This window comes from Streptococcus sp. NPS 308 (genome assembly GCF_002355895.1).
In the GTDB taxonomy this organism is placed as follows: domain Bacteria; phylum Bacillota; class Bacilli; order Lactobacillales; family Streptococcaceae; genus Streptococcus.
In genome coordinates this window covers 245,718-272,373 of the sequence record NZ_AP017652.1, presented here as the reverse complement: position 1 = coordinate 272,373, position 26,656 = coordinate 245,718, and the positions used below count along the sequence as shown (strand labels likewise).

Here is a 26,656-nt window from a genome sequence, read left to right as displayed (position 1 = left end):
CAAAACAGAGTTAAATATCTGAATTTCTTTCCACTATTGAAGCAGTCCATGAAATTTATTTTTCTCATCCTTTATGGATTGTCTCTTGAGAAAGTCAGGTGCTCAAGCAAAGAATAGAGTTTTTCTTGCTCCTCTTCTTCGTAAGCAGGTGCATTTGCTTTTACTTCCTTGCATTTCTCGTCATACAAAAATCCTTCATAGCGATCTTCTGTAGATAAAGCTGTATAAACTTTGGCCATTTCTTCAGGACTAATCGAAAATTTTGACTTAATTTTATACAGATTTTTCATAAAAGCGCTGAAGTGATTGTAGCGGCTCATATCTACTTTGACATTGCTCACACGGATTGCCTGAACCTTGACACCTTTCCAATGTTTCCGCATATAAAGCGACAACATCAACAAGGCTAGTTTATTCTGATAATAGGTCTTGGCAGGACTATAATGTTTTTGACCAGATAAATTTTCAAAATCAAGTTTCATAAAAGGATAGAGTATCAGCCCTTGAGAAGAAATATTAATAATCCGACCACTCTCAGACTTTTCCAACAAACCCTTCAACAAGATAGAAAGCAAGAAAGGGGCGACAACATTGGTCGCAAATTGCTTTTCTAAACCATCCTTAGTCAAGATGGGCTTTTTAACTGACAAATCAAAGTCAGCTGCATTGTTAATTAGAACGTCTAGAAAGTCTTCTTTTTGAATATACTGTTCCGCTGCTTCCCTGACACTCTTTATATCAGATAGATCAACCAAGATATAATCTACATGTTGATTTCCTGTCTGTTGACGAATTTCCTCACAAGCTTGCTCGGCAGCTTCTTCCCGTCGGCAAAAGAGAGTTACCGACCAGCCTTTTTCAGCCAACTGTTTAGCAACCTGATAACCAATACCACTATTGCCACCCGTAATAATCACTCTTTTCATTTCTGACTCCCTTGGACTGAATACTTAGTCATCACCTCTTCCACTTCTGCCAAGGTTACTCCAAACAACTCTAAGCGCTTAAGCAACTGCTTGCCGTTGGAATAGCCGATGCGGAGGGTTTCCCCCAGATATTCTCGGCGCTTACGACTGTCTGATCCCGCTAAGAAACCTAGGCGAATCAAGTCACCACGACTGATGTCAAACTCGTTCTCATTTTCAAATTGTTCTGTCACCTGAGCCAGCGCTGTTTTCAGGTCCTCATAGCTGGCGTGTTCGATTCCCAGAGAACGCCCCTTGGTCTTGGATTTGGGAACCGCTTCATCTCGTTTGAGAAAGGCATGCTGAACTGTCGGGAGCGCCGTCATAATCATGCGACGAATGCGCTCACCGTTAAAGTCAGGATCTGTAAAGACAATGACCCCATGCAGTTCATGCAGGCGCTGAATGCGTTCTATATCCTGATCATTGATTGCCGATCCTCGTGTCTCATAGGTCTCTACATCAAAGTAACGTTTGAGATTGGCCGTATCATCGCGACCTTCGACTACGATGACTTGGGAAATTTTCTCTTTCATTACTTGCTGTCCAATCCAAAAATTCGTTCTGCATTTGCAGTTGTTACCGCCGCTAGCTCTTCTGTCGTCATACCACGCAAGTCGGCGATAAAGTCCACTACATAGCGAGTGTAGGCTGTTTTATTTTCACGACCCCGCTTGGGTACAGGTGCTAAGTAAGGCGCATCTGTTTCCACCAAAATCTTGTCCAAAGGTAACTCTTTAGCTGCTTCTTGGATGTCAGTTGCCTTCTTAAAAGTCACCACTCCTGAGAAGGAAATAGTCATGCCAAGCTCAACAAACTTTTCAGCCCACTCCAAAGAACCTGAAAATGAATGCATGATGCCGCCACGAGGACCAACGCCCTCACTTTTAATAATCTCATAGGTGTCTTCCAGCGCATCACGGGTATGGACAACAAAAGGCAGTTCCAAGTCCTTAGACAGCTGAATCTGACGGCGAAAAACCTGCTCCTGCACCTCCTTAGATGCTGTCATCCAGTGATAGTCCAAACCAATCTCACCCAAGGCAACAACTTTGGGATGTTTTAACTTTTCCAGCAAGTAAGCTTCGACCTCGTCTGTGTATGTCCCTGCTTCAGTCGGATGCCAGCCAATAGTTGCGTAGAGTTGCTCATACTCATCTGCCAACTCTAGGGCCCGTTCAATGGTCGGCTTGTCAAAGCCAACAATATTCATCCGAGTCACACCCATCTCAGCAGCCAAGGCGATTTCTTCGGCTTCACGTCTTGCAAATTCTTCTACATTTAAATGTGTGTGCGTATCAAAAATCATCTCTTCTAACCTCATTTTCTTTCATCTATTATACCAAAAATAGCATCCCTCGGCTTGTAAAAATATTCTAATACCAATCGTTCTCCCTTGACTGCCTTTTTTCAAAGCAGTATAATAACACTTATTGAAATTTTCAGTAAAGGAAAAGAAAATGTTTAGAAAATTAAAATATACCTTTATCGGTCGGCCACTCAAGTCTCTCACAGACGGCGAAGGGGGCTTATTAGGGAAAATGCAAGCACTTGCAATGTTATCCAGTGATGCCCTGTCTTCCATTGCCTATGGACCTGAACAAGTTATTCTCGTTTTAGTTAGCCTCTCTCCTCTCGCTATTTGGTGGAGCCTCCCTATCGGTATTTTTGTCCTCTTACTCCTCGCTAGTTTGACCATTTCCTATCGTCAAATCATACACGCCTATCCTCAAGGTGGAGGGGCTTATATGGTCACTCGGGAAAACCTCTCTCCCGAACTAGGCTTGATTGCTGGTGGTAGCCTCCTTGTTGACTATATGCTGACCGTAGCCGTATCCGTCGCTTCTGGAGCTGATGCTATTACAGCAGCCATACCTGCCCTCCATCCTTATAATCTTCATATCTCTATTTTCCTAGTCTGCCTGCTCATGCTCTTGAATTTAAGAGGATTGAAAGAATCTGCCAGCTCACTAATGATTCCTGTCTATCTCTTTATCATCAGCACTGTCTTTCTCTTGCTCTATGGAATCTTTCAACTAGTGACAGGTGCTCTCAGCTATCAGGCAACTTCACCTATTGGGCATGCTGTTCCGAGCCTGTCTATCGTTCTCATTCTAAGAGCTTTTACCAGCGGATCAGCCTCTCTCACTGGGGTTGAAGCTATTTCAAATGCCGTTCCCTTTTTCAAGGCTCCAAAAGAAAAGAATGCCGCTCAAACCTTGACCATTATGTCACTGATTTTAGGTTTTCTTTTTGCAGGCATTACCTTCCTAAACTACTGGATGGGGATTATGCCTCAACACGGAGAAACTATTCTTTCACAGATGGCTCAAGGCATCCTTGGTAATTCCTTCTTAGGTCACCTTGGCTATTATATCTTCCAATTCTCCACAGCCTTGATTTTAGCCGTAGCTGCAAATACTGGCTTTTCAGCCTTCCCTATGCTAGCTTACAATATGGCTAAAAACAAATACATGCCCCATCTCTTTATGGAAAAAGGAGACCGCCTAGGCTACTCTAATGGAATTTTAACTCTGGCTTTTGGGGCTATGATTCTTCTTCTCATTTTTAATGGCAATACCGAACGTTTGATTCCCCTTTATACTATCGGGGTCTTCGTTCCCTTTGCCCTTTCTCAGACTGGGATGATTCGCCATTGGAAAAAAGAAAAAGGGGCAAATTTCTTAAAACCTGCCCTTGCCAATATCCTTGGAGCTATCATTTGCTACGCGATTGTACTAATCCTGCTCTTTTTCCGTCTCAGTGATATCTGGCCTTTCTTCCCGATTATTCTCGTACTCACCCTACTCTTCTTGGCAATTCACAGTCATTACCAAAAAGTAGCCCAACAACTGCGACTCTATGAAGGAATCGAAAAACGCACCTACGATGGCAATCTGGTTCTCGTCCTAGTAGGAAATGTCACTCGAGTAAGTGTCGGAGCCATTAACTACGCTCAAAGTATCGGTGACGAAGTGTTAGCCATGCACATTTCTACTAAAGAAACGGCTGAAAAAGACCAAGAAATTCTTCAGGAATTTGCCGATTACTTCCCAAATATCACTCTGAAGAATATCAATACTAGCTACCGCGACATCATCACCCCTAGCGTTAAGTATGTCAAACGAATCGCCCAAGAAGCTAAGCAAAAAAACTACACCGTTACAGTCCTTGTCCCACAGTTTATTCCTAACAAGCCTTGGCAAAATATCCTGCACAATCAAATGAGCCTCAAACTAAAATACGCTCTCAGATGGCATGAAGACGTCGTTATCGCTAGTTACTCTTATCACTTAAAAGAATAAAGAAGAGGCCCTACCAGAACCAATAAGTATCTGGTAAGGCCTTTTTCTGAATCCAGTCACTATGCTTATACTCAATGAAAATCAAAGAGCAAACTAGGAAGCTAGTCGCAGGCTGCTCAAAGCACTGCTTTGAGGTCGTAGATGAAACTGACGAAGTCAGTAACATACCTACAGCAAGGTGAAGCTGACGTGGTTTGAAGAGATTTTCGAAGAGTATTAACTGAAAAGCATGACTAGGAATATCATTGAATATGGTTAGCTAAATCTTCTTGAGCTTTTTTGTTGGATTCAGCTTTTTCTTTCTGCCATTTTTCATAAAGCTCTTGATACTGTTTCGCAGTTACGGGCTCCTTTTGCAACTCGACATATTTGTAGTTGTCCGCATCCCCTTTGTGTCCGACAAATGAGAAGGCTCCTGTGAATGGTACAGTCTTACGGAAGATTGGATTGGCTCCACCGCTTTGAACGGGTAGGAAAAGAGCACTATCTGTTAGCCAAGCTTGAACTTCAGCAAATTTTTCATAGCGAGCCTGAGTATTTTCAACCTCATTCTCGGCCGTATCCAACAACTTCTTATAGGTAGATAGATCAATTTTTTCCTTGACATCATTGTCTTTTCCTGGGGTCAAACCAAGATTTTTTAACTGAGAACCAGATTCTGGATCCAAGAGGTCAAGATAGGTCTTAGGATCAGAGTAATCTCCGCTCCAGCCTGAGATATCGATGTCATAGTCCTTTTGTTCAGCTGTGTCAGCAAAGAAGGTTGCATTGTCTTTCTCGTCTGGAGACAATTGAATCACATCGATAACAATATTGTCTGATCCAAGTGTTTCTTCAACTGTCTGCTTGAAAGAACTTGCTTGCTGTACGTCTAACTTAGCAGTCTGGTCAACCAACATATCTAAATGGATCGGGAAGGTAGCACCTTCTGCCTGCAAACTTTCTTTGGCTTTAGCGAATTCTGCCTTGGCTTTATCAACATTCAAGAAGGCAGGTTGCGCGTCGTTCAGATTGATATTTGACCACTCTGTACCATAGTTGACTATCTTTTCATTGACAGCATCCCCGAAGTTTTTGCCACCGATTTGAACAAAGTTGCTCGGTGTGACTGTGTTTCGAAGAATACGGTCAGCTCCATCTTCTCCATTTGTCTGCGCAGCGTAGGCATGACGGTCAAAGGCAAAGTTAATCGCCTGACGGAAATCTTTATTTTGCATAGCTAGACGTGAATCCGTCTTTTCTTTATCCGTCTGTTTCATGGTTTGATTGTAACTTTGACGGTTGACATTGAAAAGATAATAGAAGGTCACAGCGTTTTGAGGAGTATAAGTAATCTTATCCTCATTCCCTTTTTTCAGCTGGTCAAAAACAGAACTTGTCGGGAAGATACGTCCGTCTGTGTAGTTACCTTCTAAAAATCCTCGAGCCAAACTATCTTGGTCAGAACCATCATAGAAGGAAAGTTTTACCTTCTCAATCTTCACATTGTCCTTATCCCAGTAATTAGGGTTCTTTTCAAACTCAATTAAAGATTTTGATGTGAAAGACTTGAACAAGTATGGCCCATTGGACAGGATGCTAGAAGGCGTCACACTTCCAAAGTCATCTCCCTTGGATTTCAAAAAGGCTTCATTCACAGGGCTCAAAATCCCCCCAGTTGTCTTCGAATTCCAATAAGACTCCGGCTTGTTCAAAGTGTATTGAAGAGTATAATCATCCACAGCCTTGACTCCAACAGTCTCAAAGTCAGATGTTTTCCCCTCAACATAGTCTGCCAAACCTTTGATTGAGTCTTGGACCAAGTACAAGTTTTCAGCCTTTTTATCAGCTGCATACTTCAGACCGGTCACAAAGTCATGAGCTGTCACTTCAGCATATTCTTCTCCCTCAGAGGTATACCACTTAGCCCCTTGGCGGATTTTATAGGTATAGGTCAAACCATCTTTTGATACTGTCCATGACTCTGCCATAGAAGGGACGAGGTTTCCGTACTTATCATTTTCCAACAAACCATCGATCAAGTTTGTCGTAATACTAGAGGTCGAACCACGTGTTGAAGTGATATAGTCTAATGTATCTGGGTTACTTGCAAATACATATGAGTAGGTTTTATCTGCAGCATTTGACTGTGTTGAGCCACAAGCTGCCATCAAAAAGCTTGCACTCAAAATTCCAGCCCCTAGTAGAAGGGCTTGTGATTTCTTCATATCTGTTCTCCGTTTTTATAGTATATGAAATATTATACACTATTTCAGCAAAAATATAAAGTATTTACAGACTAATATTATAGGAAAAAAGAAAAGCCAGTAGACTCGAGTTCCTACTGACTTCTTTGTTGAATTCGTTTGGATTAAGCAGCCAAAACTTTGCGTCCTTTACGACGACGAGCTGCCAATACGCGACGACCGTTTTTAGTTGACATACGGTTACGGAATCCGTGTTTGCGCGCACGACGAAGTTTACTTGGTTGATAAGTACGTTTCACGATGAATACCTCCTCATAGATTTTGTATTCGTTTAGCCGGCTATAAAGTGATCAGTTACTAAACATACTTTACTATTCTATCTGATTCTGCCACTTTTGTCAATAGCTCCAAGCAAATGTTTTCTAGCTTTTCCTATGAAAGCCCTATCTACGATACTGTTTCAAGAAACGAGTCATCTTTTCTTGGATTTGTGCCAATTCATCCACACGAGGAAGGTAAACGATACGGAAATGGTCTGGTTCCTTCCAGTTAAAACCACGACCATGAACCAAAAGAACCTTTTCTTGTTTCAAGAAATTGAGAACAAACTGCTCATCATCATCGATGCGGTACATATTATGGTCAATTTTAGGGAAGATATAAAGACCCGCCTTAGGCTTGACCGCAGACAAACCTGGGATATCTTGGATAGCATTGTAAATGAAGTTTCTTTGCTCGTAAATCCGTCCACCAGGAAGGAGCAATTCATCCACTGACTGGTGCCCACCTAGTGATGTTTGTACGACTTGCTGGGCCAAAACGTTAGAGCAAAGACGCATATTGGACAGCATATTGAGCCCTTCGATATAGCCCTTGACATGGTGCTTAGGACCAGACAAGACCATCCATCCTACACGAAAACCAGCGATACGGTGAGATTTTGATAGACCATTCATGCTGACACAGAAGACATCTGGTGCCAAGCTCGCCACAGGCGTATGCACATGTCCATCCATTACCATGCGGTCGTAGATTTCGTCCGCAAAGATGATCAAATCGTTTTGACGAGCAATCTCAATAATATCCAACAAGAGTTCTTTAGGATAGAGAGCTCCCGTTGGGTTATTTGGATTGATAAGGACAATAGCCTTGGTATTAGAGCTAATCTTAGATTTAATATCGTCCAGATCAGGGTACCATTCTGCTTCTTCATCACAGATATAGTGAACAGCATTTCCTCCAGCCAAGCTGACAGCAGCCGTCCAGAGAGGATAGTCTGGCATAGGTACCAAGACCTCATCACCATTGTCCAAAAGCCCTTGCATGGACATAACAATCAGCTCACTGACACCGTTACCTAGGTAGATGTCGTCGATGCCTACGTTTGGAAATTTTTTCAGTTGGCAATACTGCATAATAGCCTTACGCGCCGAAAAAATACCCTTGGAATCAGAGTAACCTTCACTATCACGCGCATTCATAATCAAATCATGAATGACTTCATCAGGTGCTGTAAAACCAAATTCAGCAGGATTCCCTGTATTTAGACGCAAAATCTTTTCACCATTTGCGCGCATCCGCATGGCTTCTTCCAAAACCGGACCACGAATATCATAAGCCACATGCTCTAACTTACTAGACTTGTTAAATTCTTTCATCTTTTTTCCTCAATTCATCAGGATAGTAACATTATACCACTAGACAGGCCATGCGACAAGTTTTCTGAAAGGTCTATAAATCCAAATTAGTAAAACCTTGCTAAAAATCATACCAATGGAAGAAAAGCAGATCTAACAAAGTCTCATTTGTCCTAAAATAGATTATCCAGGGATAGAGGTAAATAATTTTTTATATTTCATAGACCCTATTTCCATAAAGTGACTCCATAAAGATTCAAGTTTGGCAAAGCTGAATCTTTTGAATGCGTTTACATTTTTTGCTTTACTTCTTTAATGAAAAGGGTTACAATAACAGTAAGAAAATTTCAGGAGGTTTCATTATGGCACAACGTTACCAAAATGTTATGGTCGCAATTGATGGTTCTAAAGAAGCGGACTTGGCTTTCGTCAAAGGTGTTTACACTGCTCTACGTAACGAATCCAAGCTCACCATTGCCCATGTTATTGACACACGCGCTCTTCAAAGCGTGTCTACCTTTGATGCTGAAGTTTACGAAGAACTCCAAGTCGATGCTGAAAGTCTGATGAAGGAGTACGAAAAGCGCGCAAGAGATGCTGGTGTGACCGATATTCACATCGTCATCGAAATGGGAAATCCAAAAACCCTCCTTGCCCGTACTATTCCAGACGCAGAAAATGTCGATCTGATTCTCGTTGGTGCAACAGGGCTCAATGCCTTTGAACGCCTCTTGGTTGGCTCTTCATCTGAGTACATTCTCCGTCATGCGAAAGTCGACTTGCTGGTCGTGAGAGAAAGTGAAAAAACATTGTAATCATAAAAAAAGGAGCACGGAGCTCCTTTTTTTATGACTTATTTCTGTTTTTCTTTGTGGCGCTCATAGGCCTTCATCTGGCGTTGGATCTCTTTTCGAATCGCAGCTTCTGGGGCATAATGCTCATCCCAGTCATCTGGTTTTAAAATTTTATGTGTAACTGGATCAAAATGAGCTTTTCCATCAGGGAACATTTTCCCCATATTCGCCTCGTGAACAATATCAAAGATACGTTCCGGATCTACTCCCATCAAGACAAAGCTACCATAGGTAAAGTAGAGAGTATCAATCAAGGCATCAACTTGCCCAATCAAATCTTTTTGGGCCGGTGTCTTTTTCACCACTTTCTCTGCAGCTTTATCAATCGCCTCGTGCATACTTGCAAGCGACTGCTGGAATTCTTCCTCTGAAGAACTTGCTGCACGAACAAACTCTACTAATTCTTCAATTTTAAAGTCTGCACGGTGGGTTGCTCCTTCAACATCCCAGGCCCGTGGTTCTTCTTGGGTTCGTTCATCCATCATGTGGTGGAAGGTTTTGACTTTATTGAAGTGGTAGTCCCGACTAACAAATACCTTTTCTGCTGCTAAAACACCAAAATGTTCGAGTGCCTTGTGGATACCATCTTGTTGGTTACTTGCAGTGATGTGTTTGGCAACCTCTTTGACGCTGTTACTGCCATTTCCCATAGCCACAGACATGCCGACACCCGCCAACATTTCCAGGTCATTGTCTGAATCTCCGAAGGCCATGACTTGGTTGAGGTCGAAACCATATTCTTTCCCAATTAGGCGAATGCCTTCTAATTTTGAATTCCCTTGGTTGATGATATCTGCTGCGAAAGGATTGCTTCGAGTCAATTTCAAATCTTCAAAATCACTGGCAGCTTTCTCAGATTCTTCTGGAGTCATCAGCATTAACACTTGATAGATTGGCTCATTTATCAAACGAAGCAGGTCATCTTCCTTTTGAGGGACTGCCTTGCTAACCATTCGATTAAAGGAACGGCTAACGGTTCTTGTTAAGACAGTCGGGATAAAACGGCTCACCAGCTGTGAAAAGGATCCAAGACCAAAGGACATAATTTTAGAGCCAACTACTGCATGCTCCGTTCCAAGAGCGATTTCTTTACGCTCCTTTTTAGCATAAGCAATCAGTTGGCGTAGACTTGACTTAGCAATCGGACTAGCAAAGAGCACCTTTTCTTTATTAAAGATGTATTGGCCGTTGTAGGTCACTGCAAAATCCAAGTCCAAGTCTTCCATCAATTCCTTGACAAAGAAAGGTCCCCGTCCTGTCGCCACTCCAACAAGCACCCCTTGTTCTTTCACGATCCGAATTGCGTCCTTAGTGGATTTCAAAACACTCTTACGATCGTTGACTAGCGTTCCATCGATATCAAAAAAAACAGCTTTGACTTCCATCCTATCCCATTCTCCCCTTTTGTGTTACAATGATTATACCACATTTCAGAAAGAGTGAGTAATTCATGCCTAAGAAAATCCTTGTTTTACATACAGGTGGGACTATTTCCATGCAAGCAGACGCTTCTGGCGCAGTTGTGACCAGCCAGGACAATCCCATGAACCATGTCACCAATCCTCTTAAAGGGATAGAGGTCCAGGCCATAGACTTTTTTAACCTACCGAGCCCCCATATCAAACCCAAACACATGCTAGCCCTCTACCATAAGATTAAAGAGGAAGCAGACAACTACGATGGGGTTGTGATTACACATGGGACAGACACTTTGGAAGAAACAGCCTACTTCCTTGATACCATGAAAATCCCCAACATGCCCATCGTTCTAACAGGAGCTATGCGTAGTTCCAACGAACTCGGTAGCGATGGCGTTTATAACTATCTGAGCGCTTTACGAGTCGCCAGCGATGACAAATCAGCTGACAAGGGTGTCCTGGTCGTCATGAACGATGAAATCCACGCAGCTAAGTACGTCACAAAAACCCATACCACCAACGTCGGGACCTTTCAAACTCCTACTCACGGGCCTCTCGGCCTCGTCATGAAGCAAGAAATCCTCTACTTCAAAACGGCTGAACCTCGTGTCCGGTTTGATCTTGAGCATATTCAAGGTCTGGTGCCTATCATCTCCGCTTATGCAGGTATGACTGATGAATTGATTGACATGCTGGATTTAGAGCACCTAGATGGGCTAGTCATTCAAGCTTTTGGAGCTGGAAATGTTCCCAAAGAAACAGCCCAAAAATTAGAAACTCTCCTCCAAAAAGGAATTCCAGTCGCCTTGGTTTCACGTTGCTTTAATGGGATTGCCGAGCCCGTCTACGCCTACCAAGGGGGGGGAGTGCAGTTGCAAGAGTCTGGCGTTCTCTTTGTCAAAGAACTCAACGCCCAAAAAGCTCGCCTCAAACTATTGATCGCCATCAACGCAGGACTAAAAGGACAAGCATTGAAAGACTATATGGAAGGCTAAACCTCTTCTCTAGAAAGCAAATCAGGAAATCTTCACGATTCCCTGATTTTTTTATTTGCGTTTTCGTGTAGAACGACGTTCTGTCAAACCATGAGGTAGGAGAACTTCGCGCTCTTCCAATTCTTCCTTATGCATAATCTTAGTCAACATACGCATGCTGATAGCACCCAAATCATAAAGCGGTTGGGCAACTGTCGTCAAGTTTGGACGAGTGTATCGTGCAATTTGAGAGTCATCCGTCGTAATGATTTCAAACTCTTCTGGCACTGAAACACCATGATCTGATAAACCATTTAGCACACCTGCTGCCAATTCGTCACCAGTCACAACTGCAGCTGTAGCTTGTGATGAAACCAACCGTTCTGCCAAGGCATAACCATCGTTATAGCTATATTTTGATTCAAAAACCAAGCCCTCGCTATAAGGGATTCCTGCTTTTTTCAAAGCTTCCTTATAACCAATCAAACGAACCTTGCCATTGATATCATCGACAAGCGGGCCACTCACAAAGGCAATTTTCTCATTTTCTTTAAGAAGATAGCTCACTGCGTCAATCGTGGCTTGTTTGTAGTCAATATTCACACTTGGAAGTTGGTGTTCTACATCCACCGTACCTGCAAGAACAACCGGCGTCCGTGAACGAGAGAATTCTGAACGAATCTTTTCAGTCAAGTGATAGCCCATAAAGATAATCCCATCGACTTGTTTTGAAAAGAGCGTGTTAACCACTGAAACTTCCTTTTCATCATCCTCATCACTATTTGCTAGGACAATGTTATACTTGTACATTTCAGCAATGTCATCAATCCCCTTAGCAAGTGTTGAGAAATAACCATTGGTAATGTTAGGAATCACAACTCCGACTGTCGTTGTTTTCTTGCTAGCCAAACCACGAGCGACCGCATTTGGACGATAGTCCAAGCGTTCAATCACTTCGAGGACTTTTTTTCGAGTGTTCTCTTTAACATTCTTGTTGCCATTAACGACACGGCTAACTGTTGCCATTGAAACTCCTGCTTCACGGGCAACGTCATAAATCGTTACTGTATCATCTGTGTTCATTCCGTTTCCTTTCTATATTGAAAATTTCGCTTTCACGCATCTGCTTACTCCATTTTATCACTTATTGTAAACACTTTCAAGTATTTTTAAGAGAAACTTTGAAAAAATTTCACAGTCTATTCTCATTTTGAAAAAACAAGTAGGATTCCTTGATTTTTCAGCCTTTTTACTGTATGATAAGAAAAATAAAAGGAGGAAGGAAACATGGCTTTTACAAATACACAGAGACGTTCCGCCAGTTTTGGTGTTGTGACCAGTCTACCCGACGATGTTATTGACTCTTTATGGTTCATTATCGATCATTTTTTGAAAAATGTCTTTGAATTAGAAGAAGAACTCGAATTTCAGATTCTCAACAACGAGGGGACCATTACCTTCCATTTCTCTAGTCAAAACCTTCCGACTAGCATCGATTTTGATTTCAATCATCCTTTCGATCCCCTTTACCCTCCTAGGGTCCTTGTTTTAGACACGGACGGTAAAGAAACCATCCTCCTTCCAGAAGAAAATGACCTATTTTAAAAACTCTAGCTTCTTGGCGTAAACTGCTGAGGAACTAGAGTTTTCTTTTTCTAATAAATGGAGCGACTAACAACTAGACCATTGGGTTTTGTGTACTCTAAATCAAGGTAATCCTGGTAAGTCCCCGGTACAATGAAACCTTGGGGACTTAATATATCCGTCCCAGCTTTTCCCACGATTGAGTCTGCCAGCAAGACACAATTGGTACTGAGAACAAAGTAGGTCTTAAACTCAGATGAGCTAAATTTATAGAGGACCGCATCCGCTTCTTGCTTCAGTTGGTAGGAGTAGGCATGCTTGACCTCACCTTCTCTTCTTTTCATCAACTGAGAGCTCGGCTCCCAAGGAATTAACAAATCTTCTATTTCTTCTAAACGAGCTTGGATAGCAGCTTTCTGTTGTTCTGTCAAACTCAGACCATAAGCAAACAAGGTCTTCTGACTTTCTCTCTTACAGAGCTCGATGTATTTTTCCCGATTGGCTTTAAACAAGACACCATCTCCAACCATGCCGAATAAACGCTCCGAGTGAGGATCATACGAGCCATAGGAAATAACCATCCCTTGATAGCAAATATCCACATGCCCCATAGCAAGGAAGAAAGATGTTTCTGAGGTATGAATAAAAATTTCTAGATCAACCGTCTGGTCGTTTTTTCTTTCTGAATGAACTTCACCTTCCTGGCTTTCATGATTTGACAGCCACTCATTCAGTTTACGCAAGGTGCTGATAGGGATCAGAGCCGTCACAAAAATCGGCAAGGTCATTCGCATTCGCCGTTTTAGCTTGGGATTGTTTTCTATCCTTTCAAAAAAGAAACCGTCCCAGAGGCTACTGGCTCCTAGCATGAGCAAGTAAAACCCAAGCAAGAGCAATTCAAAATTCGCTGCATCGTGAAAAGGAGAGATGCTATAAAGCCCGAATCCTATCATCCATACAGCATCGAAGAAATGATGAAGCCGAGGATGAATGGCATTTTTTCGATAGAGAAACCAAGTCACAAGACTAATGACGCCCGTAAACAGCTGGTAACTCGCAATGATAAACACCAGGAGGTAGAGGGTCAGGTCTTGTAAAATGATAGAATCAAATAAGAGAGCAGCAACCACCAGCTTGGCCAAGGTTACAAAGATGTTTTCCCTACGCTGTTTATCCTGTAACCAACGAGTCAACAAGTGCCAAACTGCTGACAAGGAAAAGTAAGTCATCAGCAACTGATAACCTATCCTTGGAATCACCTGTCCGAAATAAATCAAGAGAAAGCCTAAAACAATAGCAAGTAGCCCCTCCCCTATACTCTTCCACTTGCTATAGCTATCGGAAAGTTTAGGCATCTCCTTGCTCCAACTGGTCAACCAAGCAACGAATTGATTGTTTTAAGTTCGGATGGATAAAATGGGGAGCTATTTCTTGCAGAGACTCAAGGACAAAGAGGCGTTCTGCTACATAAGGGTGAGGCAAGATGAGGTCGTCTGTATAAATGACTTGGTCCTCCACGAAGAGCAAGTCCAAATCAATCAAACGTGGTCCCCAATGCACTTCTCGAACCCGTCCCATCTCTGCCTCAATGCTTAACAAGTTCTCTAACAAGACTGGTGCTGGTAGCCAGGTTTCTACTTCAATCACCTGATTGGCAAAAGTATCTTGCTCCACACCACCCCAAGGTTCCGTCGTTAAGACACTGGACTCTTTGAGAATATGGATGCCGCGAGCTCGCAGTTTATCGATAGCTTGTTCCAAGTTCGCCTGCTTATCGCCCATATTGCTTCCTAGAGCGATAAAGGCACGTTGCTTACAGCGATGAATGGTCACTGAGCAAGTATCCAGCGGCAAGTGCACTGGTGCCCAAGGTTTTTTGAGTTCCAGTTCAATTTCTTGGACCAAAGGATAGGTCTCAAAGGTACGCTCTACTAGTTTGTAGGCTACCGTTTCAATCAAGTCCTCAGTGGTTTCCTGAAACCAAGTCGTCCACTGCTGACACAGTTCTCCGTAATGGACAGATGCTGTTAAATCCAAGTCTGTCGCCGCCTTAGTCATATCATAGGATAAGCTTGCGGAAATAACAAACTTCTGCCCCAATTCTTTCTCACTTGAAAAAAGACCATGATAGGCAAAAATTTCCAAATCTTTAATCTGCAGTTGATCCATAACTAGTCCTTTCTAGAAAAATCCGCATGAAGCGGATTCTTTTTATAGTCCCATTAAACGATAAGCCTGGTCTCGGAGGTCCTTATCTGTTTCAAATAGACCACGAGCTACTGTCGTCAAGGTTGCCGTGCCTGGCTTTCTGACACCACGCATGCTCATACACATATGCTCGGCCTCAATGACAACAAAGGCTCCTTTAGCACCCAGATAGTCCATCAAGGCATCGGCCACCTCAATATTCAAACGCTCTTGAATTTGTGGTTTTTTAGAATAAACTTCAACCGTACGGGCAAGTTTGGACAAGCCTGCTACACGTCCATCTGGAATGTAGGCAATGTGCGCTCTCCCATAAAAGGGCAAGAAGTGGTGCTCACACATAGTATGGAAAAAAATATCCTTTTCCACTACCATATTATCATCAATAATCTCAAAGGATTTTGACAGGTGTTCCTCAGCAGTTTGGCCAAGACCTGAAAAAATCTCTTGGTACATACGGGCTACACGAGCAGGTGTTTCCTGCAAGCCCTCACGGTTAGCATCCTCACCAACAGCCTCGATAATCATTTTTACAGCCGTTTCAATCTTTTGTGTATCCATTCTCGTTCTTCCTCTCCATCAGATAGGCTCTCACTTGGCTCAAGAAATACAAGGAACCCGTGACAATCCTAACTGTTTGTTTCTCTTCATTTTTATCTGTCAATTTCTGCTCTAGAAAATCCTGCCAACTTTGGTAGTTGAGATTTCGAGAAGCTGCAACTTCTCGCATCACTTTCTCATCCGTCGCCCGACTATCATCAAAACAAGTCAGAGTCAGTTGACTATTTGGCACCGTCTCTAGCAAATCCAACATATCCTCCAAAGCCTTGGTTTTGATACAAGTAAAGAGGATTTCCTTATGATAATCCGCAAAGCGTTCTTGTAAAGTAGTTAACAAAGCCTTGATAGCATGGGGATTATGAGCCCCATCCAAAATCATCATAGGTTCGCTAGACAGAACCTCCAAACGCCCTGGCCATCTTGTTTCTTCCAAGGCTTGAGCAAGCAAGTCATTGCTAGCTAATTCTTGCCCAATCTCTTGGCAATAAATGTCTAGAAGAGCAAGTGCCATCCCTGCATTCTCGATCTGATGCAAACCAAGCAGACCTGTTTGAAAGCGACCTTGTCTGACAGAACTGGTATAATCAAAGACCTCGCCTGTCACCACACTTTCTTGATGACCAACCTGATAATCTGTCCCATAGGCAATTCTCGGCGCATCTTTCCCTTCCGCAATGCGGTCAATAACAGCCAAGGCTTCTGGAGCAATGCGACCTGTCACCAAAGGAATGCCTTGTTTGATAATACCAGCTTTCTGTTCTGCTATGGCCTCTACAGTATCACCAAGCAGGGCTACATGGTCCAAGCCAATAGTCGTGATACCTGTCAGAATGGGCTGACAGACATTGGTACTATCCAGAAGTCCACCCATGCCGACTTCCATGATGGCCACATCAACTTTTTCGGCGGCAAAATAATCATAGGCTAGGGCTGTGATTATCTCAAACTCGGTCGTTCCTTGTAAAACAGCGCTCTTCTCCCCCTCAAGCAAAGACTCATAGTCTGCCATCAGGGCTTCTAGTCTAGCTTCTGGGATGGATTCCCCGTTGATGCTAATCTGGTCTGTGTAATGAATGAGATAGGGTGAACTGAACACACCTACTCTCAGACCTAGCTTTACGAGCATGTTTTTCAAAAAAGCAATGGTCGATCCCTTGCCATTGGTCCCTCCAATATGGATGACCTTGAGTTTGAGATGGGGATTGCCTCTCAGTTCCAAGAGTTCCACCATTCTTTCCAAACCAAAATTTGGTTGGTCTGTTCGATAGTGGGCGATCCACTGATTGTTTTCAATTTCGTTCATCTTACTTGTATTGTTTTAAATCTAAATTTTCTGCATCATCTGCCAAACGAATAGCTGTCGCAATTTCAACTGCCATCCTGTGACTGGCTACATCATGCACGCGCACCACTTCTACACCCTGTCTCGCAGCGATAGTCGTTACATGAGCCGAAGCGGTGTCCCGATTTCGGAAACCGACTTCCGTCTCAGGATTGACTTCGAAGCCATTCTCCTCAAGGATATTGATAACAAACCGCTTGCGCGAAACACCAAGAAAGATTGGATAGCCCTGCTGATGCAATTTGTCTAGGTCCCGTAGAAGAAGTAGATTTTCCTTCTTGGTGAGACCAAAACCAATCCCCGGATCCAACATGATCTTATCTTTTGCAATCCCAGCTTGATCCGCTCTCGCCAAAGCTCGTTCAAAGAAAGCTGTCATCAATTCTTCTACTGGTAGTTGTTCAAAGTCCGCCAAGTCTTCATTTGTAAAAGGTTCCCCAAAGCCAAAACGAGGAAATATGAGCGAACTAGGGTGTTGAGGTCGAGCCATGACTGGATTAAACATGATGACCACTTGTGCTCCCGCTTTGGCAACCACCTGAGCCATTTTTTCGTCACCCATGAGACCAGTGATATCATTGACCAAATTGGCACCAGCTTCCAAAGCAGCCTCTGCTACCTGACTTTTCCAAGTATCGATGGAAATGAGGATATCACTTTCCTTGCGAATAGCTTTGATAACTGGAACAACACGTTGGATCTCTTCTTCTATCTCAACATAGCGACTTCCAGGACGAGTCGATTCTCCTCCGATATCTAGCATACTCGCCCCTTCATCTATCAATTTACGGGCTTGCTGAAGCGCCTGGTCAACAGCAAAAAACTGACCACCATCCGAAAAGGAATCTGGGGTTACATTGATAATTCCGCAAATGGCTGTTTTTGCCTGACTAGCTTTATTGGACATAGGGTCACTCCTCAAGGTTTTTCACCACATTATTTCTCTATTTTACCATAAAAAGAAAAAGATGGATACGCAAGCATTCATCTTTTCCAAGCGGCCAAGGGTCTAGAATTATAGGCCCAGATTTCTACTAATCAATACCAATATAGCTATCAAACAAAAAGCTACACCATTGAGAATCATATGAAGCAGGATGGACATCTCTAAACGTTCTGTCTTATAGGCTGTCCAAGTTAGAACTGTTGACATCCCACCATAAATAATCACAGAAGGCAGATTGGTTGGAGTATGGAGTAAGGCAAAGACAATTGCCCCAACAACAAAGCCAAGTTTTTCCTTACCTCGGAAGATTTTTTTAGGAATAATCCCACGACACAAAATTTCCTCACAAATCGGCGCAATCAAGACTAGCATGAAAAAAGTGGCAATCAAGGAACTATTTTCAACCAGACTGTTAATAGTTGATTGATTGCTCGTTGTCGTCTCATTCGTCATGCGAAGCAAAGCTGCACCAAACAAATTGTTAGCAAAAATCACTAGGTAACTCAACACCAAGCGAGCCAAGTCTTTGGCCTTAAAAAAGGACAGATTAAAAGTAGCAAGTTGTGTTTTTCGAGCACCTAAAATAAAGACAGTCAAAATAACAATGGATAGAGCACCGACTAAGAGCCCTGATTGTAAAAGTGGAAATTGATTAGAAGCTAACCAAAAAGATAGCCCTAAAGGAACTTGCGCTAGAATTAAAGCCACTAAAAGGATGAGGACCCACATTCCTCTGTTCAAAATCTCTTGCCAGATTGTCTTTTCTTTCATCTTGTACCTCCTTATAATAAAAAGGGGAAATTCCCCTTTTTCTATTATACCATTTATAGTGCCATACTGATATAGTTAAGGATAAACAAGGCATCCAAAATCCAAATCATCACGTGCACATCCTTGGCTTGACCTTTGACAAGTTTTGTCAAGGTGTATGTCAAGAAACCAACTGCGATCCCTTGAGTGATTGAGTAGCTGAATCCCATGAAGATAGATGTAAAGAAGGCAGGAACAGCCTCAGCCATATCATCCCAAGGAATATTTTTAAGATTAGACAGCATCATAATTCCGACGATAATCAAAATTGGTGCTGTTGCTGCTGAAGGAACAATAGCAAGAAGTGGGCTAAAGAAGCTAGATAGGGCGAAGCAGATAGCAACTACTAGAGCTGTTAAACCTGTACGTCCACCAGCACCAATACCTGCTGCTGACTCAATATAAGTTGTTACGTTTGAAGTACCTGCAATGGCACCTACCGAAGTTGCTACCAAATCAGAGTATAGAGCCTTGTCCAATTTAGCGGACTCATGGTTTTCTCCACTTGTCGCAACAATACCAACTTTTTCACCAGTACCGATAAGAGTGCCGATTGTATCAAAAATATCCGTTAGTGAGAAGGCAAGAATAGCCATCAAGGTTTCTGGTAAACGCGAAGTGTTTGAAATCAAAGATCCTAAACCTTCTGAACCAAGAGCAGCACCAAACAAAGTTCCTAAATCATTAATCGCTGATGAAAGATTGTTGCTAGCAAAGTCAATCCCTGACAAATTCACAACACCCACAGCAATAGCAAGGACAGTCGTTGTTAAAATAGAAAGAATGATTCCACCTTTGATGCCTTTCACAACAAAGAAGATGGTAATAGCCAGACCTGCAAGAGCCACCAATACTGCTGGAGTATTGAAGTCTACCAAGCCTGGAACGGCTGCTGAATTTGCTGTAAGTGCAGCTTGAGCCTTGTCTGCTCCTTCGCCTGCTACCGTATAAGTACCTGGATCGATTGAGAATTTCAAGAGACCGGCATTCTTAATCCCAACATAGGCAAGGAAAACACCAATACCAGCCGAAATAGCTGAACGAAGTGTTGTAGGAATAGATTCGATGATCATTTTACGAACATTTGTCAAGGTAATAATCAATGAAATAATTCCACAAATGAAGACCATACCAAGAGCTTCTTTCCAAGTATAGCCCATTCCAAATACAACTGTAAAGGTGAAGAAGGCATTTAGTCCCATACCTGGTGCTTGTGCGTACGGCAAATTAGCATAGAAAGCCATCATCAAAGTACCGACTACAGAACCAATAATCGTTGCCAAGAACACACCTTGAACAGGCATACCCGTTTGGGAAAGCATTTGAGGGTTTACAAAGAGAATATAACTCATTGCAAAGAATGTTGTTAAACCAGCAAGCACCTCTGTACGGACATCTGTCCCGTGCTCTTTTAGTTTAAATAGTTTGTCCATCTTTAATCTCCTTTTGTTTTTTTACGAACAATATGAGTATTATATCATTTATCATTCACCTTTTCAATATGTTTGTTTGAATTATTTAACAAAATGGAATTTTCATTTTTTGTTTTGAGTCTGTTTTTCTTCTTTCTTTTTGATATAATAGTAAACATCTTATCTGGAATCTACTAGGAAGGTTTATATGACTAAAAAAATTATTGCAGTCGATTTGGACGGAACCTTGCTCAATGGTGAAAGCAAGCTCTCCGATTTTACCAAAAAGACAATCAAAAAAATTACTGAAAAGGGGCACCATGTTGTCATCACGACAGGCCGTCCTTACCGCATGGCGAAGAACTTCTACCGTGAACTAGAGTTGCATACTCCCATGATTAACTTTAATGGTTCCCTCACTCATCTACCCGGACAGACTTGGGCGCATGAAAAGTGCTTGACCTTGGACAAAAAATACCTCTTGGATATGGTCCAACGCAAAGAGGATATCCAAGCTGACTTTATTGCTGGAGAATACCGTAAGAAATTCTACATCACAGCTCCTAATGAAGAAATCGCAGATCCAAAATTATTTGGTGTGGAAAATTTCCAACCCGAAAATCAATTCAAGCCTGAACTGGTGACCAAGGACCCAAACTGCATCCTCTTGCAAACAAGAGCTGAGGACAAATACGCTCTAGCAGACGAGATGAATCGTTTTTATCAACACCAACTATCCATCAATACTTGGGGAGGCCCCCTCAACATCCTCGAGTGTACTCCCAAAGGGGTAAACAAGGCCTTTGCCCTCGAATATTTGCTCAATGTGATGAATCGTGACAAAAAAGACTTAATTGCCTTTGGTGATGAGCAAAACGATAGAGAAATGCTGGCTTTCGCAGGCAAGGGATATGCCATGAAAAATGCCAATCCGGACTTGCTTCCCTATGCAGATGAACAACTCCCACTAACCAATGAAGAGGATGGTGTTGCCCACGCCTTACAAGATTTATTCCTATAAAAAGGAAAGGTTGCTGTTCTTCAACCTTTCCTTTTGTTTTCATTCAGTTTTCATAACTAAGGCTTATTTTCAGTATTTTTATATTAAATTTTCTAGCTTTATTTTCATACATTTTTTAAAAAGATTATTATATTAACATTTTGTAGAGGTGTTTTTATTGAAAACTTTCCTGTTTTTAGAAAAAGTAGTTGATTTTTATATGAAAACGGTTTATACTTAATTAGGCTTAAAGTTTTCTTAAACACACAGTCAAACATTTTAAAGGAGGAATGACAATAATGAGTATCGGAATCATTATTGCGAGCCACGGCGAATTTGCTGCGGGTATTCATCAGTCCGGATCCATGATTTTTGGTGAACAAGAGAAGGTTCAAGTTGTAACCTTTATGCCAAATGAAGGTCCAGATGATTTATACGCTAAGCTCAATAACGCTGTTGCTGCATTTGACGCAGAAGATGAGGTTCTAGTATTGGCTGACCTTTGGAGTGGATCTCCATTCAACCAAGCTAGTCGCGTGATGGGAGAAAATCCAGAACGTAAATTTGCCATCGTCACTGGACTAAACTTGCCGATGTTGATCCAAGCCTACACAGAGCGCCTTATGGACGCGAATGCAGGTGTGGAAAAAGTCGCTGCGAATATCATTAAAGAAGCCAAAGATGGCATCAAAGCTCTTCCAGAAGAGCTTAACCCAGTTGAGGAAGTTGCAACTGCTGCAGCTGCTCCTGCCGCACAAGCTGCGATTCCAGAAGGAACTGTTATCGGTGACGGTAAACTGAAAATCAACCTTGCTCGTCTAGACACTCGTCTCCTTCACGGTCAGGTTGCGACTGCTTGGACTCCAGATTCAAAAGCAAACCGTATCATCGTTGCTTCAGACAACGTTGCTAACGACGACTTGCGTAAAGAATTGATTAAACAAGCAGCTCCAAACGGAGTAAAAGCCAACGTTGTACCAATCCAAAAATTGATTGACGTTGCAAAAGACCCACGTTTCGGTGACACTCATGCCCTTATCTTGTTTGAAACACCACAAGATGCACTTCGTGCAATCGAAGGTGGCGTGCCAATCAAGACTCTTAACGTTGGTTCTATGGCTCACTCAACAGGTAAAACAATGATTAACAACGTTTTGTCTATGGACAAAGAAGACGTTGCAACCTTTGAAAAAATGCGTGACCTCGGTGTTGAATTTGACGTACGTAAAGTACCAAACGACACGAAAAAAGATTTGTTTGACTTGATTAAGAAAGCAAACGTTCAATAATTAGAATCTTCTTCTCTCAAACTCTTGGAAGAAAGATTTTACACTTTATATAATTAAATAGAAAAGGAATAAAACCATGTCAGATATTTCAATCATTTCTGCTATCTTGGTTGTAGTTGTTGCCTTCCTTGCAGGTCTTGAAGGTATCCTCGACCAATTCCAATTCCATCAACCAATCGTCGCATGTACCCTTATCGGACTTGCAACTGGTAACCTCGAAGCAGGTGTTATGCTTGGTGGATCTCTTCAAATGATCGCCCTTGGTTGGGCAAACATCGGAGCTGCCGTAGCTCCTGACGCTGCTCTTGCATCTGTTGCCGCAGCGATTATCTTGATCAAAGGTGGTAACTTTACTACTGAAGGTATCGCCGTCGCAACAGCCACAGCTATCCCTCTTGCCGTAGCTGGACTTTTCTTGACTATGATTGTTCGTACAATCTCAGTTGGTTTGGTTCACACTGCAGATGCTGCCGCTAAAGAAGGAAATATTGCAGCTGTTGAACGTGCTCACTTTATCGCACTTCTTCTTCAAGGTCTTCGTATTGCAATCCCTGCAGCCTTCCTTATCGCTATCCCAGCTTCTGCCGTTCAAGATGCTCTTAAATTGATGCCAGAATGGTTGAATGGTGGTATGGCTGTCGGTGGTGCTATGGTCGTTGCCGTAGGTTATGCTATGGTTATCAACATGATGGCAACTCGTGAAGTATGGCCATTCTTCGCTATCGGTTTTGCTCTTGCAGCAATCTCTCAATTGACTTTGATTGCCCTTGGTGTCATCGGTGTTGCCCTTGCCTTCATCTACCTTAACCTTACAAAACAAGGTGGAAACGGTGGCGGCGGAGCTGCGACTTCTAACGACCCAATCGGTGATATCCTAGAAGACTACTAGAAAGGGGAACAATCATGGCTGAAAAAATTCAATTATCAAAATCAGATCGTCAAAAAGTTTGGTGGCGTTCACAATTCCTTCAAGGTTCTTGGAACTACGAGCGTATGCAAAACTTGGGTTGGGCTTACTCTTTGATTCCAGCTATCAAAAAATTGTACACTAAAAAAGAGGACCAAGCGGCTGCTCTTGAGCGTCACCTTGAGTTCTTCAACACTCACCCATACGTAGCTGCTCCTATCATGGGGGTTACTCTTGCACTTGAAGAAGAGCGCGCTAACGGTGTAGAAATCGATGACGCGGCTATCCAAGGGGTTAAAATCGGTATGATGGGACCTCTTGCTGGTATCGGTGACCCAGTTTTCTGGTTTACAGTTCGTCCTATCCTTGGAGCCCTTGGTGCATCACTTGCTGCATCTGGTAACCTTGTTGGTCCCCTTCTCTTCTTCTTCGGATGGAATGCTATCCGTATGGCCTTCCTATGGTACACACAAGAGTTCGGTTACAAAGCTGGATCTGAGATCACTAAAGACATGTCTGGTGGTATCTTGAAAGACATCACTAAAGGTGCTTCTATCCTTGGTATGTTCATCCTTGCCGTTCTTGTACAACGTTGGGTATCCATCAACTTCACTATCAACCTTCCAGGCAAACAATTGTCAGAAGGTGCCTACATCAACTTCCCAGAAGGTCCTGTTACAGGAGCTGAGTTGAAGGGCATTCTTGGTCAAGCGCTTAGTGGTATGAGCCTAGATAGAGTTCAACCACAAACGCTTCAAGGTCAGTTGGACTCATTGATTCCAGGATTGATGGGACTTCTCCTTACTTTCCTTTGCATGTGGTTGCTTAAGAAAAAAGTATCTCCAATCACAATCATCCTTGCCCTCTTTGCAGTTGGTATCGCAGCTCGTTTCTTCGGTATCATGTAATCTCGGTGAGAATATATAAACAAAAAAGAATCAGGATTAAACCTGATTCTTTTTATGTATCAACTTTTTCTCCTAGTAAGATAATGAAAGCACCCAATCACCACTGCTAGTATGGCAACATAGAGTAGCTGTTTGGCTTCTAAAGGCACAAAAGCTCCCTGTAGGATAAAAGTATTGGCAAGTACACCAACAAGGGCTGCAAGGCTCAAAAACGTGAGCAAAAGCATCTTGTATCGATTAAAAGGCAAGCTGACCTTGGCAACTAGACACAGACCATTGATCAGGGCAAGGAGGAAGCAAATAAATTTGACCTGACCTGGGACAGTGATAAAGAAATTGGTCAAAAGAACACTAGCAACCAGAACGCCACCACCAATCGCCGCGTTGGTTAGGATATCTCTCATAAAGTGAGTGCTAACCTTTTCTTTATTGGACTCAAAAGTCAGGAAGAAGGATGGAATCCCAATCGTAATGGCTGAAATGATTGTAAACTGAATGGGGATAAAGGCAAATTCCAAACCAAATACCACACTCAAAATGGCAAAAACGATGGAGAAGAAGGTCTTTGTTAGAAAAAGAGAGGCTACCTTTTGGATGTTGTTAATGACCCGGCGTCCTTCCATCAAGATATCATAAAATACTGCAAAATCATCTGTCAGGAAAACAATATTGGATACACTTTTGGCTGCGCTGGTAGCCCCCTTCATAGCAAAGCTGATATCTGCTTTCTTGAGAGCTAGAACATCGTTGACTCCGTCACCACTCATGGCAACTGTTTTACCATCATTTTGCAAAATAGATACCATCTTTTGCTTCTGTTTAGGTGTCACACGCCCAAAGATTTCGTGTTCCAAGACCACTCTTTCAAAGTCTTGTTCACTCACCTGGGTCATATCAATCGCACGGGCTTCTTCCTTAAAACCTGCCTTACGAGCCACCCCATATACAGCTACATGATTATCCCCACTGATAATCTTCACTTCAACACCTTGAGATTCGAAATAGTCAAAGGTTTCCTTGGTATTGTCCTTGATTTCATCTGACAAAACGACGTGCCCTAGTAGTTCCATATTAGCTGGACTCGTGATGTGGTCCTTACTATGGGCAAGTGTCAAGATTCGAAAACCTTGCTGTTTCAGATGTTCATAGTAAGGATCCATCGGCTGGGTGAAGCCGAGAAACTCATAAGCACCGAAAAAGTAAGTTCCTCCATCTTTAACTTGGACAAAGGAATACTTGTTTTTACTTGAAAAGGCACCAACTTCTTGAACTTCCCATTTTTTCTCACAGGTTAAGTAAGTCTTCAGAGCCCGCGACGTCGCATTTTCATCCTCAAAATAAGCTAGATAAGAAGATAGCTTCTCTGCTAAATTAACATCCATTTCTTGGACCTTCATATTACCAGTCGTGATGGTTCCTGTCTTATCAAAACAAAGAACATCTACACGCGCCAAGGTCTCCACACAGTATAGTTCCTGCACTAGAACCTTCTTTTTAGCCAGCTTCATGGCCGCTACCGCCAGAGACACACTGACCAGGAGAATCAATCCCTCTGGAATCATGCCGACCAAAGCACCAGAACTTCCCAAGACAATCTCAACATAAGTTCGCCCTAGACTAAAACCTCTGACATAGAGCAGAATGGCAACTGGTACCAGCAGGATAGAGACGATTTTTAAAATCTTATCCATATAATCGCGCAGTTGAGAAGGGTATTTTTTGAATTCCTTGCTGGATTTTGCAAGTTTGTTGATATAACTATCGGGACCCACAGCTGTAGCAAGGACCAGACAAGTACCGCTGACAACATTGCTTCCGCTCATCAGCTTGTCACCAACTGTTTTAAAGACCGAATCACTCTCACCCGTCAGCAAGGACTCATCCACTTCAATATTCCCTTCAAGCACTTCTGCATCTACAGGCACCTGATCTCCCAGATTGAGATGCAGATACTCGCCCAGTACGATGTCCTCTGGATCAATCTCAATCGTTTGACCATCTCGATTGACCTTGTACTTACTTTTACCAAGCAAACTTAGCTTTTCCAAAGCATTTTTTGAACGCACTTCTTGGAAAATCCCAATGGCTGTATTGATAGCAATCACACCTAAAAAGAGCATATTCTCAAATCGCAAGGTTGTGGCTACCAGAACTGCCAGAGCCAAGTTCATGGCATTAAAGAAGGTAAAGATATTTGAAACGACGATTTCCTTGGTTGTTTTATAAGGTTTAATGTCGCTGATGTTTCGTTGACGATCCTTGGTGTCTTGGCTGCTTAAATACTTCATTTCTACTCCGATATCCTTTTGTACTACTATAATAACACATATCTTTTTCTCTGTCACTTAAAGAC

At 42.5% G+C, this 26,656-nt stretch carries 24 protein-coding genes; 8 read left to right on the top strand and 16 right to left on the bottom strand.

What is annotated here, in order from left to right:
- Positions 1-71: 71 nt before the first annotated feature.
- From SNAG_RS01540 to SNAG_RS01530, 3 genes are read right to left on the bottom strand one after another with little or no spacing between them, the layout of a single operon-like run.
- Positions 72-926: an SDR family NAD(P)-dependent oxidoreductase gene (locus SNAG_RS01540; protein WP_096405977.1), complete on the bottom strand. Its 855-nt coding sequence runs from the start codon at positions 924-926 to the stop codon at positions 72-74.
- Positions 923-1,501 carry a ribonuclease M5 gene (gene rnmV, locus SNAG_RS01535; RefSeq protein WP_096405975.1) on the bottom strand — a complete coding sequence of 193 codons (579 nt, stop codon included), beginning with the start codon at positions 1,499-1,501 and terminating at the stop codon, positions 923-925. The genes SNAG_RS01540 and rnmV overlap by 4 nt, the downstream gene beginning before the upstream one ends.
- Positions 1,501-2,274 carry a TatD family hydrolase gene (locus tag SNAG_RS01530; RefSeq protein WP_096405974.1) on the bottom strand — a complete coding sequence of 258 codons (774 nt, stop codon included), beginning with the start codon at positions 2,272-2,274 and terminating at the stop codon, positions 1,501-1,503. Before SNAG_RS01530 ends, rnmV begins: the two co-directional genes overlap by 1 nt.
- Positions 2,275-2,425: 151 nt before the next feature.
- Between SNAG_RS01530 and SNAG_RS01525 the strand changes: the two genes are divergently transcribed.
- A complete protein-coding gene (locus SNAG_RS01525; RefSeq protein ID WP_096405972.1) occupies positions 2,426-4,270 on the top strand; it encodes an APC family permease in 1,845 nt (614 codons plus the stop codon).
- 242 nt (positions 4,271-4,512) lie between these two features.
- Here the strand turns inward: SNAG_RS01525 and SNAG_RS01520 are convergent, their stop codons facing one another.
- The 3 genes from SNAG_RS01520 to SNAG_RS01510 form a co-directional block, all read right to left on the bottom strand.
- Positions 4,513-6,477, bottom strand: a complete 1,965-nt coding sequence (locus SNAG_RS01520) for a peptide ABC transporter substrate-binding protein (protein WP_096405971.1) — start codon at positions 6,475-6,477, stop codon at positions 4,513-4,515.
- A 143-nt stretch (positions 6,478-6,620) separates the two neighbouring features.
- The gene (rpmH, locus tag SNAG_RS01515; protein WP_000831905.1) at positions 6,621-6,755 is read right to left on the bottom strand and encodes a 50S ribosomal protein L34; all 135 of its coding nucleotides are present in this window, start codon (positions 6,753-6,755) and stop codon (positions 6,621-6,623) included.
- Positions 6,756-6,899: 144 nt separating this feature from the next.
- Positions 6,900-8,114: a pyridoxal phosphate-dependent aminotransferase gene (locus SNAG_RS01510; protein WP_096405969.1), complete on the bottom strand. Its 1,215-nt coding sequence runs from the start codon at positions 8,112-8,114 to the stop codon at positions 6,900-6,902.
- Between the two features lie 341 nt (positions 8,115-8,455).
- On the opposite strand from SNAG_RS01510, the gene SNAG_RS01505 reads away from it, so the two are divergent.
- A complete protein-coding gene (locus tag SNAG_RS01505) occupies positions 8,456-8,908 on the top strand; it encodes a universal stress protein (protein ID WP_000079162.1) in 453 nt (150 codons plus the stop codon).
- Between the two features lie 38 nt (positions 8,909-8,946).
- On the opposite strand, the gene SNAG_RS01500 is transcribed toward SNAG_RS01505, so the two are convergent.
- Complete coding sequence (locus SNAG_RS01500; RefSeq protein ID WP_000453132.1) at positions 8,947-10,332, bottom strand: Cof-type HAD-IIB family hydrolase; 1,386 nt, start codon at positions 10,330-10,332, stop codon at positions 8,947-8,949.
- Positions 10,333-10,397: 65 nt separating this feature from the next.
- Here SNAG_RS01500 and SNAG_RS01495 point away from each other — a divergent pair, with 65 nt between their 5' ends.
- A complete protein-coding gene (locus SNAG_RS01495; protein WP_096405968.1) occupies positions 10,398-11,360 on the top strand; it encodes an asparaginase in 963 nt (320 codons plus the stop codon).
- Between the two features lie 51 nt (positions 11,361-11,411).
- Here the strand turns inward: SNAG_RS01495 and ccpA are convergent, their stop codons facing one another.
- Positions 11,412-12,422 (bottom strand): catabolite control protein A, encoded by a 1,011-nt coding sequence (ccpA, locus tag SNAG_RS01490; protein ID WP_001090640.1) that lies wholly within the window; start codon positions 12,420-12,422, stop codon positions 11,412-11,414.
- 204 nt (positions 12,423-12,626) lie between these two features.
- Here ccpA and SNAG_RS01485 point away from each other — a divergent pair, with 204 nt between their 5' ends.
- Positions 12,627-12,944: a DUF960 domain-containing protein gene (locus tag SNAG_RS01485; RefSeq protein WP_000886038.1), complete on the top strand. Its 318-nt coding sequence runs from the start codon at positions 12,627-12,629 to the stop codon at positions 12,942-12,944.
- 50 nt (positions 12,945-12,994) lie between these two features.
- Here SNAG_RS01485 and SNAG_RS01480 read toward each other — a convergent pair whose 3' ends face one another.
- From SNAG_RS01480 to SNAG_RS01450, 7 genes are all read right to left on the bottom strand, one after another.
- Positions 12,995-14,278 (bottom strand): DUF308 domain-containing protein, encoded by a 1,284-nt coding sequence (locus SNAG_RS01480; RefSeq protein ID WP_096405966.1) that lies wholly within the window; start codon positions 14,276-14,278, stop codon positions 12,995-12,997.
- The gene (folK, locus tag SNAG_RS01475) at positions 14,271-15,092 is read right to left on the bottom strand and encodes a 2-amino-4-hydroxy-6-hydroxymethyldihydropteridine diphosphokinase (RefSeq protein ID WP_096405965.1); all 822 of its coding nucleotides are present in this window, start codon (positions 15,090-15,092) and stop codon (positions 14,271-14,273) included. The genes SNAG_RS01480 and folK overlap by 8 nt, the downstream gene beginning before the upstream one ends.
- Positions 15,093-15,134: 42 nt before the next feature.
- A complete protein-coding gene (gene folE / locus SNAG_RS01470) occupies positions 15,135-15,689 on the bottom strand; it encodes a GTP cyclohydrolase I FolE (protein ID WP_000380931.1) in 555 nt (184 codons plus the stop codon).
- Entirely contained in the window at positions 15,670-16,992 is a 1,323-nt protein-coding gene (locus SNAG_RS01465) for a bifunctional folylpolyglutamate synthase/dihydrofolate synthase (RefSeq protein ID WP_096405963.1), read from the bottom strand. The genes folE and SNAG_RS01465 overlap by 20 nt, the downstream gene beginning before the upstream one ends.
- Before the next feature lies 1 nt (position 16,993).
- Positions 16,994-17,938: a dihydropteroate synthase gene (gene folP / locus SNAG_RS01460; RefSeq protein ID WP_096405961.1), complete on the bottom strand. Its 945-nt coding sequence runs from the start codon at positions 17,936-17,938 to the stop codon at positions 16,994-16,996.
- Positions 17,939-18,046: 108 nt separating this feature from the next.
- Positions 18,047-18,748: a CPBP family intramembrane glutamic endopeptidase gene (locus SNAG_RS01455; protein WP_000660806.1), complete on the bottom strand. Its 702-nt coding sequence runs from the start codon at positions 18,746-18,748 to the stop codon at positions 18,047-18,049.
- 53 nt (positions 18,749-18,801) lie between these two features.
- Positions 18,802-20,220: an NCS2 family permease gene (locus SNAG_RS01450; RefSeq protein WP_000359244.1), complete on the bottom strand. Its 1,419-nt coding sequence runs from the start codon at positions 20,218-20,220 to the stop codon at positions 18,802-18,804.
- A gap of 187 nt (positions 20,221-20,407) precedes the next feature.
- On the opposite strand from SNAG_RS01450, the gene SNAG_RS01445 reads away from it, so the two are divergent.
- From SNAG_RS01445 to SNAG_RS01430, 4 genes are all read left to right on the top strand, one after another.
- Positions 20,408-21,220, top strand: a complete 813-nt coding sequence (locus SNAG_RS01445; protein WP_096405960.1) for a Cof-type HAD-IIB family hydrolase — start codon at positions 20,408-20,410, stop codon at positions 21,218-21,220.
- Positions 21,221-21,498: 278 nt separating this feature from the next.
- A complete protein-coding gene (locus SNAG_RS01440; RefSeq protein WP_096405958.1) occupies positions 21,499-22,488 on the top strand; it encodes a PTS sugar transporter subunit IIB in 990 nt (329 codons plus the stop codon).
- Positions 22,489-22,564: 76 nt separating this feature from the next.
- A complete protein-coding gene (locus tag SNAG_RS01435; RefSeq protein WP_049490467.1) occupies positions 22,565-23,377 on the top strand; it encodes a PTS mannose/fructose/sorbose transporter subunit IIC in 813 nt (270 codons plus the stop codon).
- A 14-nt stretch (positions 23,378-23,391) separates the two neighbouring features.
- Positions 23,392-24,303: a PTS system mannose/fructose/sorbose family transporter subunit IID gene (locus SNAG_RS01430; RefSeq protein ID WP_000818322.1), complete on the top strand. Its 912-nt coding sequence runs from the start codon at positions 23,392-23,394 to the stop codon at positions 24,301-24,303.
- A 59-nt stretch (positions 24,304-24,362) separates the two neighbouring features.
- Here SNAG_RS01430 and SNAG_RS01425 read toward each other — a convergent pair whose 3' ends face one another.
- Complete coding sequence (locus SNAG_RS01425) at positions 24,363-26,591, bottom strand: HAD-IC family P-type ATPase (protein ID WP_096405957.1); 2,229 nt, start codon at positions 26,589-26,591, stop codon at positions 24,363-24,365.
- Positions 26,592-26,656: the final 65 nt, after the last annotated feature.

Excerpts from the sequence above, each read along its gene's own strand:
- SNAG_RS01540 (WP_096405977.1), bottom strand. The coding sequence starts at position 926 with ATGAAAAGAGTGATTATTACGGGTGGCAATAGTGGTATTGGTTATCAG.
- rnmV (WP_096405975.1), bottom strand. The coding sequence starts at position 1,501 with ATGAAAGAGAAAATTTCCCAAGTCATCGTAGTCGAAGGTCGCGATGAT.
- SNAG_RS01530 (WP_096405974.1), bottom strand. The coding sequence starts at position 2,274 with ATGATTTTTGATACGCACACACATTTAAATGTAGAAGAATTTGCAAGA.
- SNAG_RS01525 (WP_096405972.1), top strand. The coding sequence starts at position 2,426 with ATGTTTAGAAAATTAAAATATACCTTTATCGGTCGGCCACTCAAGTCT.
- SNAG_RS01520 (WP_096405971.1), bottom strand. The coding sequence starts at position 6,477 with ATGAAGAAATCACAAGCCCTTCTACTAGGGGCTGGAATTTTGAGTGCA.
- SNAG_RS01510 (WP_096405969.1), bottom strand. The coding sequence starts at position 8,114 with ATGAAAGAATTTAACAAGTCTAGTAAGTTAGAGCATGTGGCTTATGAT.
- SNAG_RS01505 (WP_000079162.1), top strand. The coding sequence starts at position 8,456 with ATGGCACAACGTTACCAAAATGTTATGGTCGCAATTGATGGTTCTAAA.
- SNAG_RS01500 (WP_000453132.1), bottom strand. The coding sequence starts at position 10,332 with ATGGAAGTCAAAGCTGTTTTTTTTGATATCGATGGAACGCTAGTCAAC.
- SNAG_RS01495 (WP_096405968.1), top strand. The coding sequence starts at position 10,398 with ATGCCTAAGAAAATCCTTGTTTTACATACAGGTGGGACTATTTCCATG.
- ccpA (WP_001090640.1), bottom strand. The coding sequence starts at position 12,422 with ATGAACACAGATGATACAGTAACGATTTATGACGTTGCCCGTGAAGCA.
- SNAG_RS01485 (WP_000886038.1), top strand. The coding sequence starts at position 12,627 with ATGGCTTTTACAAATACACAGAGACGTTCCGCCAGTTTTGGTGTTGTG.
- SNAG_RS01480 (WP_096405966.1), bottom strand. The coding sequence starts at position 14,278 with ATGCCTAAACTTTCCGATAGCTATAGCAAGTGGAAGAGTATAGGGGAG.
- folK (WP_096405965.1), bottom strand. The coding sequence starts at position 15,092 with ATGGATCAACTGCAGATTAAAGATTTGGAAATTTTTGCCTATCATGGT.
- folE (WP_000380931.1), bottom strand. The coding sequence starts at position 15,689 with ATGGATACACAAAAGATTGAAACGGCTGTAAAAATGATTATCGAGGCT.
- SNAG_RS01465 (WP_096405963.1), bottom strand. The coding sequence starts at position 16,992 with ATGAACGAAATTGAAAACAATCAGTGGATCGCCCACTATCGAACAGAC.
- folP (WP_096405961.1), bottom strand. The coding sequence starts at position 17,938 with ATGTCCAATAAAGCTAGTCAGGCAAAAACAGCCATTTGCGGAATTATC.
- SNAG_RS01455 (WP_000660806.1), bottom strand. The coding sequence starts at position 18,748 with ATGAAAGAAAAGACAATCTGGCAAGAGATTTTGAACAGAGGAATGTGG.
- SNAG_RS01450 (WP_000359244.1), bottom strand. The coding sequence starts at position 20,220 with ATGGACAAACTATTTAAACTAAAAGAGCACGGGACAGATGTCCGTACA.
- SNAG_RS01445 (WP_096405960.1), top strand. The coding sequence starts at position 20,408 with ATGACTAAAAAAATTATTGCAGTCGATTTGGACGGAACCTTGCTCAAT.
- SNAG_RS01440 (WP_096405958.1), top strand. The coding sequence starts at position 21,499 with ATGAGTATCGGAATCATTATTGCGAGCCACGGCGAATTTGCTGCGGGT.
- SNAG_RS01435 (WP_049490467.1), top strand. The coding sequence starts at position 22,565 with ATGTCAGATATTTCAATCATTTCTGCTATCTTGGTTGTAGTTGTTGCC.
- SNAG_RS01430 (WP_000818322.1), top strand. The coding sequence starts at position 23,392 with ATGGCTGAAAAAATTCAATTATCAAAATCAGATCGTCAAAAAGTTTGG.
- SNAG_RS01425 (WP_096405957.1), bottom strand. The coding sequence starts at position 26,591 with ATGAAGTATTTAAGCAGCCAAGACACCAAGGATCGTCAACGAAACATC.